Annotated in this window: 13 protein-coding genes; 5 read left to right on the top strand and 8 right to left on the bottom strand. The window is 57.2% G+C overall.

Annotation, left to right across the window (positions count from 1 at the left end; all coding sequences use genetic code 11):
• Nucleotides 1-79 precede the first annotated feature (79 nt).
• The 8 genes from argH to HY868_01025 all read right to left on the bottom strand — a co-directional run bounded on the left by argH (nucleotide 80) and on the right by HY868_01025 (nucleotide 8,666).
• The gene (gene argH, locus HY868_01060; protein MBI5300696.1) at nucleotides 80-1,444 is read right to left on the bottom strand and encodes an argininosuccinate lyase; all 1,365 of its coding nucleotides are present in this window, start codon (nucleotides 1,442-1,444) and stop codon (nucleotides 80-82) included.
• Nucleotides 1,445-1,517: 73 nt separating this feature from the next.
• A complete protein-coding gene (argJ, locus tag HY868_01055; protein MBI5300695.1) occupies nucleotides 1,518-2,711 on the bottom strand; it encodes a bifunctional glutamate N-acetyltransferase/amino-acid acetyltransferase ArgJ in 1,194 nt (397 codons plus the stop codon).
• Nucleotides 2,712-2,801: 90 nt separating this feature from the next.
• Nucleotides 2,802-4,064 carry an argininosuccinate synthase gene (locus tag HY868_01050; GenBank protein MBI5300694.1) on the bottom strand — a complete coding sequence of 421 codons (1,263 nt, stop codon included), beginning with the start codon at nucleotides 4,062-4,064 and terminating at the stop codon, nucleotides 2,802-2,804.
• A 118-nt stretch (nucleotides 4,065-4,182) separates the two neighbouring features.
• Entirely contained in the window at nucleotides 4,183-4,698 is a 516-nt protein-coding gene (locus tag HY868_01045) for a GNAT family N-acetyltransferase (GenBank protein MBI5300693.1), read from the bottom strand.
• 90 nt (nucleotides 4,699-4,788) lie between these two features.
• Nucleotides 4,789-5,517 (bottom strand): GNAT family N-acetyltransferase, encoded by a 729-nt coding sequence (locus HY868_01040; GenBank protein MBI5300692.1) that lies wholly within the window; start codon nucleotides 5,515-5,517, stop codon nucleotides 4,789-4,791.
• 55 nt (nucleotides 5,518-5,572) lie between these two features.
• A complete protein-coding gene (locus HY868_01035) occupies nucleotides 5,573-6,760 on the bottom strand; it encodes an aspartate aminotransferase family protein (GenBank protein ID MBI5300691.1) in 1,188 nt (395 codons plus the stop codon).
• 73 nt (nucleotides 6,761-6,833) lie between these two features.
• The gene (gene argB, locus HY868_01030) at nucleotides 6,834-7,571 is read right to left on the bottom strand and encodes an acetylglutamate kinase (GenBank protein MBI5300690.1); all 738 of its coding nucleotides are present in this window, start codon (nucleotides 7,569-7,571) and stop codon (nucleotides 6,834-6,836) included.
• An 87-nt stretch (nucleotides 7,572-7,658) separates the two neighbouring features.
• A complete protein-coding gene (locus HY868_01025) occupies nucleotides 7,659-8,666 on the bottom strand; it encodes an N-acetyl-gamma-glutamyl-phosphate reductase (protein MBI5300689.1) in 1,008 nt (335 codons plus the stop codon).
• A gap of 466 nt (nucleotides 8,667-9,132) precedes the next feature.
• Here HY868_01025 and HY868_01020 point away from each other — a divergent pair, with 466 nt between their 5' ends.
• The 5 genes from HY868_01020 to HY868_01000 all read left to right on the top strand — a co-directional run bounded on the left by HY868_01020 (nucleotide 9,133) and on the right by HY868_01000 (nucleotide 14,901).
• Nucleotides 9,133-12,078, top strand: a complete 2,946-nt coding sequence (locus tag HY868_01020; GenBank protein ID MBI5300688.1) for a hypothetical protein — start codon at nucleotides 9,133-9,135, stop codon at nucleotides 12,076-12,078.
• A gap of 139 nt (nucleotides 12,079-12,217) precedes the next feature.
• The gene (locus HY868_01015; protein ID MBI5300687.1) at nucleotides 12,218-12,490 is read left to right on the top strand and encodes a DUF4258 domain-containing protein; all 273 of its coding nucleotides are present in this window, start codon (nucleotides 12,218-12,220) and stop codon (nucleotides 12,488-12,490) included.
• Nucleotides 12,487-12,741, top strand: a complete 255-nt coding sequence (locus tag HY868_01010; GenBank protein MBI5300686.1) for a YgiT-type zinc finger protein — start codon at nucleotides 12,487-12,489, stop codon at nucleotides 12,739-12,741. Before HY868_01015 ends, HY868_01010 begins: the two co-directional genes overlap by 4 nt.
• Nucleotides 12,742-13,015: 274 nt before the next feature.
• Nucleotides 13,016-14,194, top strand: coding sequence for an ATP phosphoribosyltransferase regulatory subunit (gene hisZ / locus HY868_01005; GenBank protein MBI5300685.1), 1,179 nt, complete (start codon nucleotides 13,016-13,018; stop codon nucleotides 14,192-14,194).
• A gap of 83 nt (nucleotides 14,195-14,277) precedes the next feature.
• Nucleotides 14,278-14,901, top strand: coding sequence for an ATP phosphoribosyltransferase (locus HY868_01000; GenBank protein ID MBI5300684.1), 624 nt, complete (start codon nucleotides 14,278-14,280; stop codon nucleotides 14,899-14,901).
• Nucleotides 14,902-14,912: the final 11 nt, after the last annotated feature.

Raw genomic sequence — 14,912 nt, 5'->3', positions numbered from 1 at the left:
GCTGATGAACCAGACCTTCGGGCAATTGGTTCTGACGGCGGCGGCGATTATACCACGATTGCGCGGGCGGATTCGCTTTTTATGCGCGCATCCTTTTTTGGGCTTGCGCGATTTGTTCGCGTACCGCGTTCGGTCCCGTGCCACCGATCACCTCGCGCGCGGCGACGGACTGCGCGAAATCGAACACGCGATAAACATCGTCGCCAAATTCCGGTGCGATGTGTTGGTATGCGTCGAGCGGCAACTCGGATAGCGCGATGCCGCGCGCTTCGGCAAGCTTGACCGCTTCGCCGGCTTTGCGATGCGCGTCACGGAACGGCATCCCGCGTCGCACGAGATAGTCCGCGAGATCGGTCGCGAGCATCCCCGCGTCGAGCGCGGCGCGCATTCGCTCCGCGTTCACGCGCATCGTGTGAATCACGCCCGCGACGACCGGCAACAACGCGCTGAGTGTGTCTATCGAGTCGAACAGCGGTTCCTTGTCCTCTTGCAAATCCTTGTCGTACGACGAGGGCAGACCCTTGAGCATTGTGAGCACGTTCGTGAGATTGCCGACGAGTCGTCCGGCTTTGCCGCGTGCCAGTTCCATCGCGTCCGGATTTTTCTTTTGTGGCATCAAACTCGATCCCGTCGCGTACGCGTCGTCCATCGTGATGAAACCGAATTCCGCGCTCGAATAGTACACCAAATCTTCGCCGAGCCGCGAGAGATGCACGCCGAGCAATGCCGCGGCGAACAAGAACTCGGCGATGAAATCGCGATCGCTTACCGCGTCAATGCTATTTTGACTGACCTCGCCAAAACCCAGTTCGCGCGCGAGAAAATCGCGATCAATGCCTAGCGCATTCCCCGCAAGCGCGCCCGCGCCAAGCGGCGAGATGGATGTGCGCGACCTGGCATCGGTCAAGCGTTCATAATCGCGTTCGAACATCCAAAAGTACGCCATCAACCAATGCGCGAACAAGACCGGTTGTGCGCGTTGAACGTGCGTATAACCTGGCATCACCACGTCGAGATGCTGTTCTGCTTTCTCGATGATCGCGGTTTGCACATTGCGAATGGCGGATTGCAAATCGCCAATCGCACTTAACACGAACAAACGCGCGTCCGTCGCGACCTGGTCGTTGCGACTACGCCCGGTGTGCAGTTTGCCGGCGACCGCGCCGACGAACTCGCCCAAGCGCCGCTCGACCGCGGTGTGAATGTCCTCGTCGCTCGGTTTGCTCTCGAATGTGCGCGCGTCGAATTCCTGTTTGACGCGTTGCAAGCCGTCAATCAACGCGTCGCGTTCCGTGTCGGTGATCGTGCCCGCGCGCGCGAGCGCCTTGGCATACGCGATGCTCCCGCGAATGTCCGCGGCGTACAATCGCCAATCGAAACGAAACGAATTGTTGAGGTACGCGAATTGGTCGTCAATCGCTTTGGAAAATCTGCCGCCCCACATCGTGATTTTCGATTTCTGATTTTCGATTTTCGATTGACCAATCGCAAATCGGCAATCGAAAATCGAAAATTCGCTAGGTTCTGTATTTGCCGTTGATCGTCACGTAATCGTGTGAGAGGTCGCACGTCCAGACCGTTGTGCCGGCGTTGCCCATTCCGAGATCGAGTCGAATCGAGATGTCGGTTCCGGCAAGCGCTGCCGTCGAATCAGCTTCGTCGAAATTGGTTGGCATGCCGTTCGAAAACACATTCACATCGCCGAACCAGAGTCTGAGGTTAGCCGGTTCGACCGCGATGCCCGAGTACCCCGCCGCGCACACGACGCGTCCCCAGTTCGCATCGCCGCCGTAGAGCGCGGTCTTGGTCAGCGGCGAATTCGCAATCGCTTTCGCGACGCGCACCGCGTCGTCTTCGCTCGCCGCGCCGCGCACGACGATCTCGACGAACTTGGTCGCGCCTTCGCCGTCGCGCACGAGTTGTTTGGCGAGATCGGTGCAAACCTGGGTCAACGCGTTGGTGAACTCGGCAAGTTGCTGCGTATTGCGTATTGCGTAATTGGACGCCCCGTTCGCCAGCACGAGCACCGTGTCGTTCGTGCTCATGTCGCCGTCCACGCTGATGCGATTGAAACTCTGGTTGACCGCCGCGCGCAATGCCTGGTCGAGCAGGTTGGGCGCGATCATCGCGTCAGTCGTGATGACCGCGAGCATCGTCGCCATGTTCGGATGAATCATGCCAGCGCCTTTGCACATGCCGCCGATGGCGAATTGCGAATCGCGCATGGCGAAAACTTTTGGTCTTGTATCCGTCGTCATAATCGCGCGCGAGGCATCGTCCCCGCCAGTGTACGATAATTTCTTTGCCGCGTCCGCGACGCCGGCAAGAAGTTTGTCCATCGGCAAGCGTTGCCCGATGACGCCGGTTGACAGCACGAGCACCTGGTCGGCGCGAATGCCGAGCGCGCGCGCGGTCGCTTCGGCGGTTGCGCGCGTGTCCGCGAGTCCCGCATCGCCGGTGCACGCGTTCGCACAGCCGCTGTTCGCGACGACCGCGCGAATCGCGCCAGGATTGTTCGCGAGCGTTGCTTGATCGTACAGCACCGGCGCTGCCTTGACGCGATTCGTCGTGAACACGCCCGCGCACGCGCAATCGTGATCGCTCGCGATCATCGCGAAATCAAGCGCGCCCGTTTTCTTCAATCCACACGCCACACCCGCCGCGCGAAAGCCGCGTGGAATGGTGACGCCGGTATTGGTTGATGATTGCATTGCTTTTCCTCAAAGGGAGCAGGGGAGCAGCAGGTCAGGGGCGATTTTTTCTCCCTGGCACCCACGCTCCCTTGCTCCTCTGCTGCGCTATCAGTCGCGCTTGAACTTGGAATAATCCGGCTTGGCGTACACGCTTCGACCATGACGCTCGAAATCAATCAGCGCGCGTACCTTCAACGGCAAACCGAACAGGCGGATGAATCCTTCCGCGTCCTTTTGATTGTAGACATCTTCTTGTCCAAACGTCGCGTAATCTTCGCGATACAAACTGTGCGGCGACTTGCGACCGACGAGGATGACGTTGCCTTTGTAGAGTTTCAGGCGCACCGCGCCGGTCATCGTCTTTTGCGTTTCGCGTACGAACGCGTCCATCGCTTCGCGGAGCGGCGTGAACCATTGCCCGTTGTAAACCAGGTCGGCGTAGCGCAACGCGATGACTTGCTTGTAGTGCAATGTCTCGCGATCGAGACAAATCTGTTCGAGCGCGTCGTGCGCTTCGGTGAGGACCGTGCCGCCGGGTGTTTCGTACACGCCGTGCGATTTCATCCCGACCAAACGATTCTCGACCAGGTCAACGCGACCGATGCCGTGCTTCGCGCCGATTTGATTCAAGAGCGTAACGATTTCGAGCGGTCCCATCGCCCGTCCGTTGATCTTGTGCGGGATGCCTTTATCGAATTCGATTTCGACGTACTCGGGTTCGTCGGGTGCTTGTTCCGGCGACACCGAAAGTTGGAACATCGCGGTTTCCGGTTCTTGCCACGGGTCTTCGAGAATGCCGCCCTCGTGCGACAAGTGCCACAAGTTCCAATCGCGCGAGTAGATGGATTTGATCGTCGCGGTGACCGGCACGTTGTGCGCTTTGGCGTACGCGATCGCGTCCTCGCGCGAGCGAATGTTCCACTCGCGCCAGGGCGCGATCACTTTCAATCTTGGATTCAACGCTTGGTACGTCAATTCGAAGCGCACCTGATCGTTGCCCTTGCCGGTCGCGCCGTGCGAGACCGCGTCCGCGCCTTCCAACTCGGCGACCTCGACTTGCGCCTTGGCGATGAGGGGTCGCGCGAACGACGTGCCGAGCAAATACTTGCGCTCGTAGACCGCGCCCGCGAGGATGGTTGGATAAATATAGTCCGTCACAAATTCTTCGCGCAAATCCTGGATATAGCATTTGCTCGCGCCGCTCGCGATCGCTTTCGCCTCGACGCCGGACAAGTCATCGCCTTGCCCGATGTTCGCGCACACGCAGATGACTTCGCAGTCGTAATTCTCTTTGAGCCACGGCACAATGACCGACGTGTCCAGCCCGCCTGAGTACGCTAGGACGACCTTGCCGGCTTTTTTCTTTTCCATGATTCCTCCTGTTGTGATTTCAGATTTTCGATTTATGATTTGCGATTAGCGAGTAGCGAATGGCGAATAGCGAATGGCGATCTTGTTTGCTGACTGTCTACTGTTCACTGTTCACTGTTCACTGTTCACTTCTCACTGATTTCACCATCGCCACTTCGTCGCACGCGAGTTGCACCGGGCAGAGTGAACAATCGCGCCACACTTTTTCCGGAAAATTTTCCTTGTCCGTGATGATGAATCCTAGTTTCTCGAAAAAGAGCACCGCGCGTGTGAGTGTGAACACTGTCGCGATGTTTCGTTCGCGTGCAAGGTCAACGAGCGCATTGACGATTCTGCCGCCGATGCCGAACTGGCGATAATCCGGCGCGACCGCAAGCGAGCGCACTTCGGCAAGCGCCGAATGCATCTCGACGAGCGAGCCAACGCCGACGACGCGCTGCTGATCCGTCGCGACGATCCAATCGTCAATGCTCGCGCGAATCGCGTCGAGCGAGCGCGGCAGCAATTGTCCCTCGCGTTCGCCGAGATTCACGAGCGCGGCGATACTGGGCGCGCCCGCGAGCGTGGCGCGGCGAACGATGATGTCGTTCTGCGCCACAGTAAAAACAGGCAGGTGTATAAAACTCTTGGTCATCATAACGTCCTCTGGATTATGTCTGTGGTGCGGGCTGCTAGCCCGCACGAGCGGACGAGCCGTCCGCTTCACATTTTTTCGTGGAAAATATTATGCTTTGATTCGGTACCAGTACTGATAAATTTCTTTGAAACCGAGATTGGCATAGAGCCGCAGCGCGGGCGGATTGTTCAGCATCACTTGCAAATACGCGTAGCGCGCGCCGTTCGCTTTGCCCCACGCGAGCAGACTTGCCATCAATAGTTTGCCGTACCCTTGCTTGCGCCAAGCCGCGTCCGTAACGATGTCGTAAAAGCCGATGTACTCGCCTTGACGCACACCCAAACCGCATGCGATTATCTGCCTGTCGCGCCGGATTGCAGCGAAGCATTTTTGCGGAAGGATGTTCCCCAGGATTTGCCGCAACGTGACCTGGCGTTCATCTTTCACGCTGCTCATGCGGCAGAAACTTGCGAGCCATTCGTCGGAAAGGGCTGGGTTTAACTCGGCGTTCACCGTCCAAGTCGTGTTGTCCAATTCCATCGTGTGCACACTCGTCGGCGAATCAACCACGTACCCGCGCTCTGCCAGTACCGCATCCAGGTTTTCCGGGTGTACTGCCGTCGTCATTTTGAAAACGACCGGCAACTGTTTCTCGCGATAGACCTGCTCGCAAAATTCGATTTGCGCGTTCACATCGCGAGCCGATGCGTACATCGGATTGATCGAGTTCGCGCGTTTGGTGTAGCCGTCCGCAAAGCGGAGCACCCAGCCGTCTACGAACATGGTTTGCAGTGAAGACCATGCGTTGAGCGAGAGTTCTTCGATGTGTGTGATCATTTTGCGGTTCCTCAACTATGCAACTGTGCAACTATCAAACTAGTGCACCATCGCACTAACCAACTTCTGTTAGCACCTTTGCCAGCCCTTCTACCAACTCATCCACGTGCGTCTTTTGGAATACGAGCGGCGGGACGAATCGCACGACCTTTTCGCGCGCTTGAATCAGAAGCAAGCCGTGCGTGTAACCGCGCTCGCGCACCTTTGCCGCGTCAATGTCCAACTCCAAGCCGATCATCAAACCGCGTCCGCGCACCTCTTTGATGTGCGGCGAATTGATTTCGCTCAGTCGCTCCATCAGATAATTCCCAGTCTCGTTGACGTGCGCGAGAAATTTCGGATCGCTGACGCGATTGAACACATTGAGCGCGATCGCGGTAATGAACGAACCGCCGCCGAACGTGGTGCCGTGCTCGCCCGCGTGCATCGCGGATGCGACCGCATCCGTCATCAGAATCGCGCCAATCGGCAAACCGCCGGCGAGTGGTTTCGCGATGGTCATAATATCCGGCGTCACGCCCGACCACGCGTGCCCCCACAATTTGCCGGTGCGACCGACGCCGCATTGGATTTCATCAAAGATGAGCAACGCGCCGCGCGCGTCGCACAACGCACGCACGCCGCGCATGAATTCGTCGCTCGCCGGATACACGCCGCCCTCGCCTTGCACCGGCTCGATGATGACCGCCGCAGTCTCGTTCGTGATCGCCGCGCGCACTGAATCCAGGTCGTTGAAATTGGCGAACGAGACACCTGGCATCAACGGGCGAAACGGCGCTTGGTACTTTTCCGAATCGGTTACGGCGAGCGCGCCCATCGAGCGTCCGTGGAAACTGCCGCGCAGCGCGACGAAATTCTTGCGTTGCGTGTCCGCGCGCTCCGCGTGATACTTGCGCGCGAACTTGAGCGCGCCTTCGATTGCCTCGGTGCCGGTGTTGGAAAAAAAGACTTTGTCGGCAAACGATTTTTCGACGAGGGTTTTCGCCAGCGCGACCTGGGATTCGGTGTAAAACAAATTCGACGTGTGAAGCAACCCCGTCGCCGCGTCCTGAATCGCCTTGACGAGTTCGGGATCGCTGTAACCGAGCGCATTCACCGCGATGCCCGCGGCAGTGTCGAGATATTTATTGCCGGCGGCATCGTACACGTACACGCCCTCGCCGCGCGTCAATACGAACGGCGGGCGAATGTACGTTTGCGCGAGGTACTGCTTTTCGGCTTGGATGATTTCTTCGGGTTTCATGTTTCTCCTTTGAGAGACCGCAGACGACCGACCGCCGCTAATTGGACGACGGTCTGCCATCGGCAGTTAGCGGTCAATTCGAAAACACAGTTCCGCTACCGGTCAACAATCCTTCCAGATTCGTAATCCGCGCGGCTTGCGCACCCCCAGCAATGGCATCAAGCGCGGCGCGGACTTTGGGGATCATACCGCCTTTGATGACCTGGGATTTGATGAGCGCTTCCGCTTCGCGCGCGGGGAGGGTGGGAATCACGCAGTCGCCTTGCAGAACGCCGGGGACGTTCGTGACGAACACGACTGCGTCTGCGTTCAGCGCGGCGGCAATCGCGCACGCGACCGAATCGGCGTTCACATTATACGCGCCTTCGTCGCCAAGCGAAATCGGCGAGATGACGGGAACCACTTGGCGCGTGACGAAATCCTGCACCACCTCGCCGCGTACACCGACGACTCGCCCGACTCGCCCCAAATCGCCGGCGGGGTGTTGCATCTTTTCGACGCGCACGACGCCGCGATCCACACCGCTCATGCCGATCGCGTCCACCCCGGCATTCAACAATGCGATGACGATGCGCTTGTTCACACGTCCGCTCAACACCATTTCAGCAATCGCAAGCGAGGCGTCGTCCGTCACGCGCAAACCCTCGACAAAACGCGGCGTCAAACCAAACTTGAGTTGCAAGTCGGCGATCTCTTTGCCGCCGCCGTGAACGACGACCGGCGTCTCTTCCATTTTTGCAATCGCACTCGCGAATCCGGTCAGGAAATTCGCGTCGTCAATTTCGTTTCCACCAACCTTTAAGACTAGCATGATTCCTCATCCCGAAAATTTATTGGGACGCGGATAAACGCGGATAATAATGAAAATCTGTGTTTGTTTGCGTTTGTCCGCGTCCAATTATATCAATCCAGTCGTTTCCTCAATCCCAAACATCAAGTTCATATTCTGCACGGCTTGCCCGCTCGCGCCCTTGATGAGATTATCAATGCTTGAGCAGATGATCGCTTGCTGAACATCCGGGACGTAGTGAATCGAAATCGTGCAATAGTTCGTGTAATTGCTGTGTGTGATCGTCGCGATTTGTCCGGCGGGCAGAAGGCGGACGAATGGTTCGTCGCGGTACGTTTCCGTGTACAAATCGCGCAGGCGTTGTTCGTCCCAGCCCGCGTTCAGCCGCACGTACATCGTCGAAAGAATGCCGCGACTGATGGGCAAGAGGTGCGGCGAGAAAATGAGTGATGCCTTCGCGTTGATTTCTTTGAGTTCCTGTTCCATCTCGCTCAAGTGCCGATGCACGCGCCCGATGTTGTACGGCGAGAGGTTTTCGTTCACTTCGACAAAGTGGACGGTGAGCGTTGGCTTGCGCCCCGCGCCGGACACGCCCGATTTTGAATCCACGATGATCGTGTCGTTCGTCGCCTCCGCGCGCCAGATCGGCGCGAGACCCAGGATGACGCTCGTGGGATAGCACCCTGGATTCGCGAGCAGTTTTGTTTGCTTGATCTGTGCGCGATGCAATTCTGGCAATCCGTAGACCGCGTTCGGCAATAATTCCGGCGCGTGGTGATCGAGTCCATAAAATTTCTTGTACACCGCCGCGTCATGCAAACGAAAATCAGCCGAGTGGTCAATCACTCTAGCGCCGGCGTCGAGCACGCGTTTGGCGTAATCGGTGGACGCGCCATGCGGGAGCGCGAGGTACGCCACGTCAATTTGGTCGAGCGGTGCGGCGTCGTGCGCGACGAGCGGGATGTCGAAATGGCAGGGCAGCGCATCGCTCAATTTCTTCCCAGCGTGCGTATCCGAAGTCGCAAACACGATTTTGGTTTGCGGATGCCGCGCGAAAATTTTCGCGAGTTCAATTCCCGTGTACCCCGTCGCGCCAAAAATTCCAATCCGAATCATAGTGACTCCATTGGTCATTGCGGGCTGCTTTGCGGCTCACAATGACAGATTAAGATTAAAATAAAAATCCCAGACCGAGAGTCTCACTGGTCTGGGTTGCAAAATTCGCGTGTAATTGCTTGCGGAGTCAGAGCGCAACGACAAATACACCAGACCGTGGGGCTGGTGTGCTACGCGGGCGAGGGCTAATCGTGTGAATGGAAAGCATTGGTCGTTTCTCCGAAAGTGAAGCGAATATAACACACTCGGCGCGTGATGTCAAATATGTTTGGAGATTGGAAATTGGTGGTTGGAAGTTGGAAATTGGAATTTAGAGATTGGAGGTTGGAGATTGGAAGAGATTCCAACCTCCAACTTGCAACACACATACACAAACATTTTGCATAGATTTTACAACGAGGTTACAATCAAGTTGTGCAAGCGCGATACAATCGTTTTGACGACACGAGCAAGGAGGCATCGCGTTATGAAAACACGTTTATTTGCATTTCTGTTGATGGCGTTCGCACTGTTGACCGCGTGCGCGCAAATTCCCCAATCGACCGCAACGCCGGTCCCAGCGCTGGTCGCGCCGACCAGCGCGCCAACGATCGCGAGCCAACTCGCGCCCACTGTCGCGCCGACCAAAGCCGCGCCCGCCACGACGAATCCGGCGGACGAAGCAGCGTTAGCGCAAGTGACGTTTGCCGATACTGGTAACACCAGCTTCGGCGAATGGAAAAGCAATGTGGTGATCGCGCCGGCGCGCTGGACGCCCGGTGTGCCGCTAACCGCCCAAGTTACGTTCAAGGTTTCTGAAACGTATCTCAACGTGATGGGCATGAAGGGTATCAAGCCGGATGGATTCGTGATGCTCGTTACGGCGGAGCGCACGTTCGACGCGGATGGCATTTTGCGTTTAGCGAGCGACGAGCGAATGTCCACGCTCCTCACGCCGACAGGTCTCGCGATTGAAGGCGGCGTGCAAGGCGCAGTAACGAAACGTTTTGGCTATGGCTTTCGCACACCGGTAGACGAACTGGTGTCGGTGCCAATGACCGCGACGCAAAAAGTGGACAATTTGCTCCAGGTGTCGTTCAAAGTGTCTACTAAACTGCCGAACGATCTACCGCCCGGCATTTATCGCTTGCGTTTCGATTATGGCGTCACCGTGAAGAATCGCCAATACAGCATGAACGCCGAAACGTTTGCGCGACGCGGCTTTCCGAAAGGTCCGTGCGACACCGAAACGTACTCGCCGCCGATTCGCGCGGATGCGAAACATGTCAGCGGCAAGATGATTGACGCGTCCACGATCAAACCGCGCGTACCCTGGGTCTTGCTCGGCAACTATAACTCGAATGGGTATCGCGGCGCGATTGCCGAAGAAGACAAGGCGCGTTTCGCCCTCTCGAATCGCAACCTCATTCAAGACGATGTGATCCTGCCGATGTACGATGAGAACAATCCAAAAAATATTCTCGCGTACTCGCTCGAACCGCAATTCCCGGCAGATACGATTTCGGATCGTCAAAACATTACCTGGGATTACACCAAAGGCGAACTTGCGCTGCAGGTGACCCAGCCCGATGGTAAAGTTGTTGATCTTGGCAAAGCGCCATTCGTCGCGCAAGCGCGCGCGGGCATCACCACGCGCAATCCCAAATTTACGCAATGGAAGCCGCCGATGTATGGCGAGTACACGGTCAAGGCGACCGGCTGGATCGCGGATGTGTGGGGCAATCGTTACGACGGTGGCGGCACGTACAAATTCTGGATCGCGAAACGCATGACGCTGGCGACCGCGACGTTCCAGGGTCAAGCGTACCCGGTCGGCAATCGCTATGGACGCGATATCGGATTCGCACCGGCAGCGCCTGCCGATGTGACCGTGACCGCGACGTTGTTCCCAAACTCGGATTCAAAAAACCCGCGCACGATTACGTACTCGGGCAAGGCGACCGCCGGCGGCGTGTATGGCGCGGCGCAAGGGATGAAGCCGCTGCCATTCGATGCGCCGGGCGAGTACGTCGCGCACGTGTTTGCCAAGTACACCGACAAGGACGGACATCTCTGGGTCGAGTCCATGCGCCACGCCGGGGTGATTTATCCGGAGGATACGCCGATTGTCGCGCACGGCAAGATGGTCAAAGTCAACAACAAACTCGTCGAGCGCGGTGAAACGAATTCTGAGGGCTGGCACAATCTGCAAACCGACGAACAACAACTCGATCACATCAACTTTCCGTACAACGCCGGCGACGTGCTGTTGATCGCCGCCGAGCAACAAGGCGCGAACAAGATCGAGCCGGTGTTGTCGTTCGATTACAAGACGAACCCCAAGGGCTACGATCCCAGGATTCAGAGCATCGGCTTGACGAATGTTCAATTGCAAACGTCGAACGGGTACTCGCCGCACCTGTTCCCGGAATACATCACCGATTGGATGTACTTTTACGCCGCCGCGCCGCGCCCTGGGTTCATGGGACGCTTTCTCGTCGGTGAAGATGGCACGCGCGCGCCGTACTGGCCCACGACGAACACGAACTTTGGCGGACAAATCAACGCGAGCAGTAATGGCGATTCGCCCGGCGAAATCTATCGCTTGATCGGCGGCGTCGTCGTTCGCAAAAAAGACCAAGCGCCGATGTACGCCGGCTATATGGCGAACGCGTTCATTCTTCCGAAAGGCAGCAACAACAATCGCGTCATCGCGCCGGGGTCGGAAGAGATCATGGGTTCGACCGGACAAAAATCGCGGATCTTTCTCGCGATGAACGTACGACCGGGGATGGTGTACGACCAAGGTTCGACGTTCGCCCCGGCGTTTCAAATTGATCCGATGGTGCCGGTCAATATGTCGTTCACGATGTACTATCCCGATGGACGCCAGGTTGCCGCGCAAGGCGTCGGCGATGCAACGGGTTCGTGGGCGGGCAAGGATCGTTGGGCGCTCGATGTGCCGGGCGTATATCGCTACACGGTGGACGGCGAGTGGAGCGGCTACAAGGCGCTGGTGCCTGGAATGCCGCCAGAGGGCGGCGAGTTTTACGTCGTCGAAACGACGCGCCCCGCGAATGCGCCTGGCATCACGTTCGATTTGCCGCCGCTCTCGAAATTCGATCCGGCAAAAGGCGCCAAGTTCACCGGCAAGAGCACCGCGAAAGAAATTCGCTACGCCGCGGTCATTCCCGGCGCGGTGTTGGCGCAAGGTTCGCTCCCCGTGACGAACGGCAAATTCGAACTTGTCTTCGATCCTGCCGCGCTCAACAAGATCGCACAGACGTACGATGTCGTAAATAAAAATAGCGGCAAACCGGAACTGGGCGATGTAGTGCATTTCACTTTCTTCTCCGAAGAAACATCGCCGACGGTGTACCACTCGTTCGTGCGTCTCATCATTCGCGGCAATACGATCAACTATACGAGATAGAAGTTGGAAGTTGGAGGTTGGAAATTGGAAGCGCGTTTCCAACTTCCAATTTCCAATCTCTAACATCCAATTGCAATCAGATTGACAGTCTCACGCGTTTCCGCTATGATTGCGTCGTAAACATTCGTGGAGTATTGCCTTGACTCGCATTGCAGAAATTCAGTCGCTCGTCCGAGATGGGTTGTACTATTTGACTGAACATGCGGATGACGAAGCCGCCAACGATGGCTTTGACATCTACGATGTTGAGCAGGGTATTTTGAGCGGCAAAGTTCGGCGAACTTGGCCCAAGGAAAGCACGTTCGAAATCGTTGGGCGGGCGCTGGACAAACGACGAATCGGAGTGGTATGTCGCGTGACCTTGAGAGGTAAGGTTCGGATTATCACCGTGTACGAAGACAATCCGAAATGAAAGAGGACAGAATGGGCTTTTGGGAAGGTGAGACCTGTGAGTATTGCGGTGGCGACATCGTCGAAAAACGCGTGACGTTGCATCGTCGTATGCGCGGCAAATACATCCTGATCGAAAATGTTCCAGCGGGTGTGTGTGTCAAATGCGGCACGCGATATTACGCGGCTAACGTGCTCAAGACGGTTCAAGCTAGTGTGCGCGGGCGTCGTCAAGCCAATCGCCAAATTCTCGTGCCCGTGTACTCGCTGTGAATTTGACAACTCTCCGTACATCACCTATAATCGCCGCAAATGTCGAACCAAGTTTTTTTTGCCAAGCATCATCACACGAGCGGGGTGGATCGGTAAGCGATTCGCCATATTTGGCGTACCGCCGAGCACCCCGAAACCAAGTCACTTGCGACTTGGTTTTTTTGTTTGCCTCACCTCTCACCCCCAACCCCCTCTCCCCTCTCCTGATTGAACCGCTTCGCGGTCAGGAGAGGGGAGAGGGGGCAAGGGGGGAGTGGGGTGAGGTGGGGGTTTCATGATTTCTCAATCTCTCGACAAACGATTGCCTCACGGCGTCGCCGATTTGTTTTTCAACGACGCGGCGCGCAAACGCGCGGCGGAACGCACGCTCGCGGACACGTTCATGCATTGGGGTTATTCTGAAATTATTCCGCCGATGTTCGAATATTATGAATCGCTCGCGGCGGAAGCGGGACCGCAATTGCGCGAAGAGATGTATCGCTTTTTCGACCGCGATGGGCACACGCTCGCGCTGCGCGCCGATTTCACGATCCCAACCGCGCGCGTGGTCGGCACGAAATTGTTCGACCGCGCGATGCCGCTGCGATTCTTTTACGTCGGCTCGGTGTTTCGATATGAGGAACCGCAAGCGGGAATGCGCCGCGAGTTCACGCAAGCCGGCATCGAGTTGATCGGCGCAGCGACGGCGGATGCGGATGCGGAAGCGATTGCGCTCGCGATGACCGCGCTGCGCGTCCTGGGTCTCGACGATTTTCGTTTCACGATTGGCAACGCGGCGTACTTGCACGGTTTGCTGCGCGATGTGCCGCTGGCGGACGAAGACGACGTCGCGTTGCGCGAGGCGATTCGCCGCAAGAGCGTGCCCGACCTGACGCGCTTGCTCGATGCGCTCAATCTCGATGCGACGCACAAGAACGCGCTCGCACAACTGCCGACGTTGTGGGGCGGCGCGGATGTGCTCGATCGCGCGTTACGCAACGCGATCAATTACGAATCGCGCGCGGCGGTCGAACACTTGCAAGTGGTGGTCGAACGTTTGGCGCGATTCGGTTTGGACGATCACATCACGCTTGACCTTGCCGAGAATCGTGGGATGGCGTACTACACCGGCATCTTGTTCGAGGGCTTTGTCCAGGGATTGGGTTTTTCGGTCGCGAGCGGTGGACGGTACGATAATCTCATTGCGCATTTTGGTCCGAGCGTTCCCGCCGTTGGGTTCGCGCTGGGCGTCGAGCGTGTGTTGATGGCGAAACGCGCGCGGGCAAGCATCGCGCCCGATGTGCTGGCGCAAGAGTACTCATCGCGCGTCGAGTCGGCGCGGGTGAGCGGGCAGGTGATCGAAGTGGATGTGTTGAATCGCGCGGACGACGCGTTGCGCGAGTACGCGCGCGTGCGCGGCGCACGCGAAATCTGGTGGCGCGATGGGCGTAAAGAGAATTTGGACGCGGCGTGATTTATTGTCCACGAAGAGCACGAAGGACACGAATTATTTTTTGTGACCTTGGTGTCCTTCGTGGAAAAATATAGAGTGTTGAAATGTCGGAATTGAAAATTGCATTGGCAAAAGGTCGCTTGCTAGAACCGTCGCTGAAAATTTTTGAATCGCTCGGTTACGATACACGCGAGGTGCGCGCATCGCGCAAGCTCGTCATCGCCAATCACGGCGCAAAATTCTTGAACGCGAAACCGATGGACGTGCCGATCTATGTCGAGTACGGCGCGGCGGATATTGGCATCGTCGGGCAGGATGCGTTGCGCGAGAGCGGTGTCAATGTGTACGAGCCGCTCGAACTGGGTTATGGTCAGTGTCGGCTGATGGTCGCGGGCAAGCCGGAATATCGCGATGCCGAGTGGCGCATGATCGCCGGTTTGCGCGTCGCGACAAAATATCCGCGCATCGCTAAAAAGTTTTTCTCCGCGCGCGGCTTGTCGGTTGAGATCATCGAGGTGTACGGCTCGGTCGAACTCGCGCCCGCCGTCGGTCTCGCGGATTTGATCGTGGACGTAGTGGACACGGGCAACACGCTTCGCGCGAACGGGTTGATCGAACTCGAAGAGATTTTCAAATCGCAAGCGGCGCTCATCGTCAATCGCGCCTCGCACACGTTGCGGGCAAGCGAGATTCGTGGGCTAATCGAAAAAATTGAAAAGCAAAATTAGGAATTGCGTTT

The organism is Chloroflexota bacterium (assembly GCA_016219275.1).
In the GTDB taxonomy this organism is placed as follows: domain Bacteria; phylum Chloroflexota; class Anaerolineae; order UBA4142; family UBA4142; genus JACRBM01.
This window is presented reverse-complemented; position numbering and strand designations above follow the sequence as displayed.

Coding starts and splice junctions, on each gene's coding strand:
- argH (MBI5300696.1), bottom strand. CDS start 1,444: ATGTGGGGCGGCAGATTTTCCAAAGCGATTGACGACCAATTCGCGTAC.
- argJ (MBI5300695.1), bottom strand. CDS start 2,711: ATGCAATCATCAACCAATACCGGCGTCACCATTCCACGCGGCTTTCGC.
- HY868_01050 (MBI5300694.1), bottom strand. CDS start 4,064: ATGGAAAAGAAAAAAGCCGGCAAGGTCGTCCTAGCGTACTCAGGCGGG.
- HY868_01045 (MBI5300693.1), bottom strand. CDS start 4,698: ATGACCAAGAGTTTTATACACCTGCCTGTTTTTACTGTGGCGCAGAAC.
- HY868_01040 (MBI5300692.1), bottom strand. CDS start 5,517: ATGATCACACACATCGAAGAACTCTCGCTCAACGCATGGTCTTCACTG.
- HY868_01035 (MBI5300691.1), bottom strand. CDS start 6,760: ATGAAACCCGAAGAAATCATCCAAGCCGAAAAGCAGTACCTCGCGCAA.
- argB (MBI5300690.1), bottom strand. CDS start 7,571: ATGCTAGTCTTAAAGGTTGGTGGAAACGAAATTGACGACGCGAATTTC.
- HY868_01025 (MBI5300689.1), bottom strand. CDS start 8,666: ATGATTCGGATTGGAATTTTTGGCGCGACGGGGTACACGGGAATTGAA.
- HY868_01020 (MBI5300688.1), top strand. CDS start 9,133: ATGAAAACACGTTTATTTGCATTTCTGTTGATGGCGTTCGCACTGTTG.
- HY868_01010 (MBI5300686.1), top strand. CDS start 12,487: ATGAAAGAGGACAGAATGGGCTTTTGGGAAGGTGAGACCTGTGAGTAT.
- hisZ (MBI5300685.1), top strand. CDS start 13,016: ATGATTTCTCAATCTCTCGACAAACGATTGCCTCACGGCGTCGCCGAT.
- HY868_01000 (MBI5300684.1), top strand. CDS start 14,278: ATGTCGGAATTGAAAATTGCATTGGCAAAAGGTCGCTTGCTAGAACCG.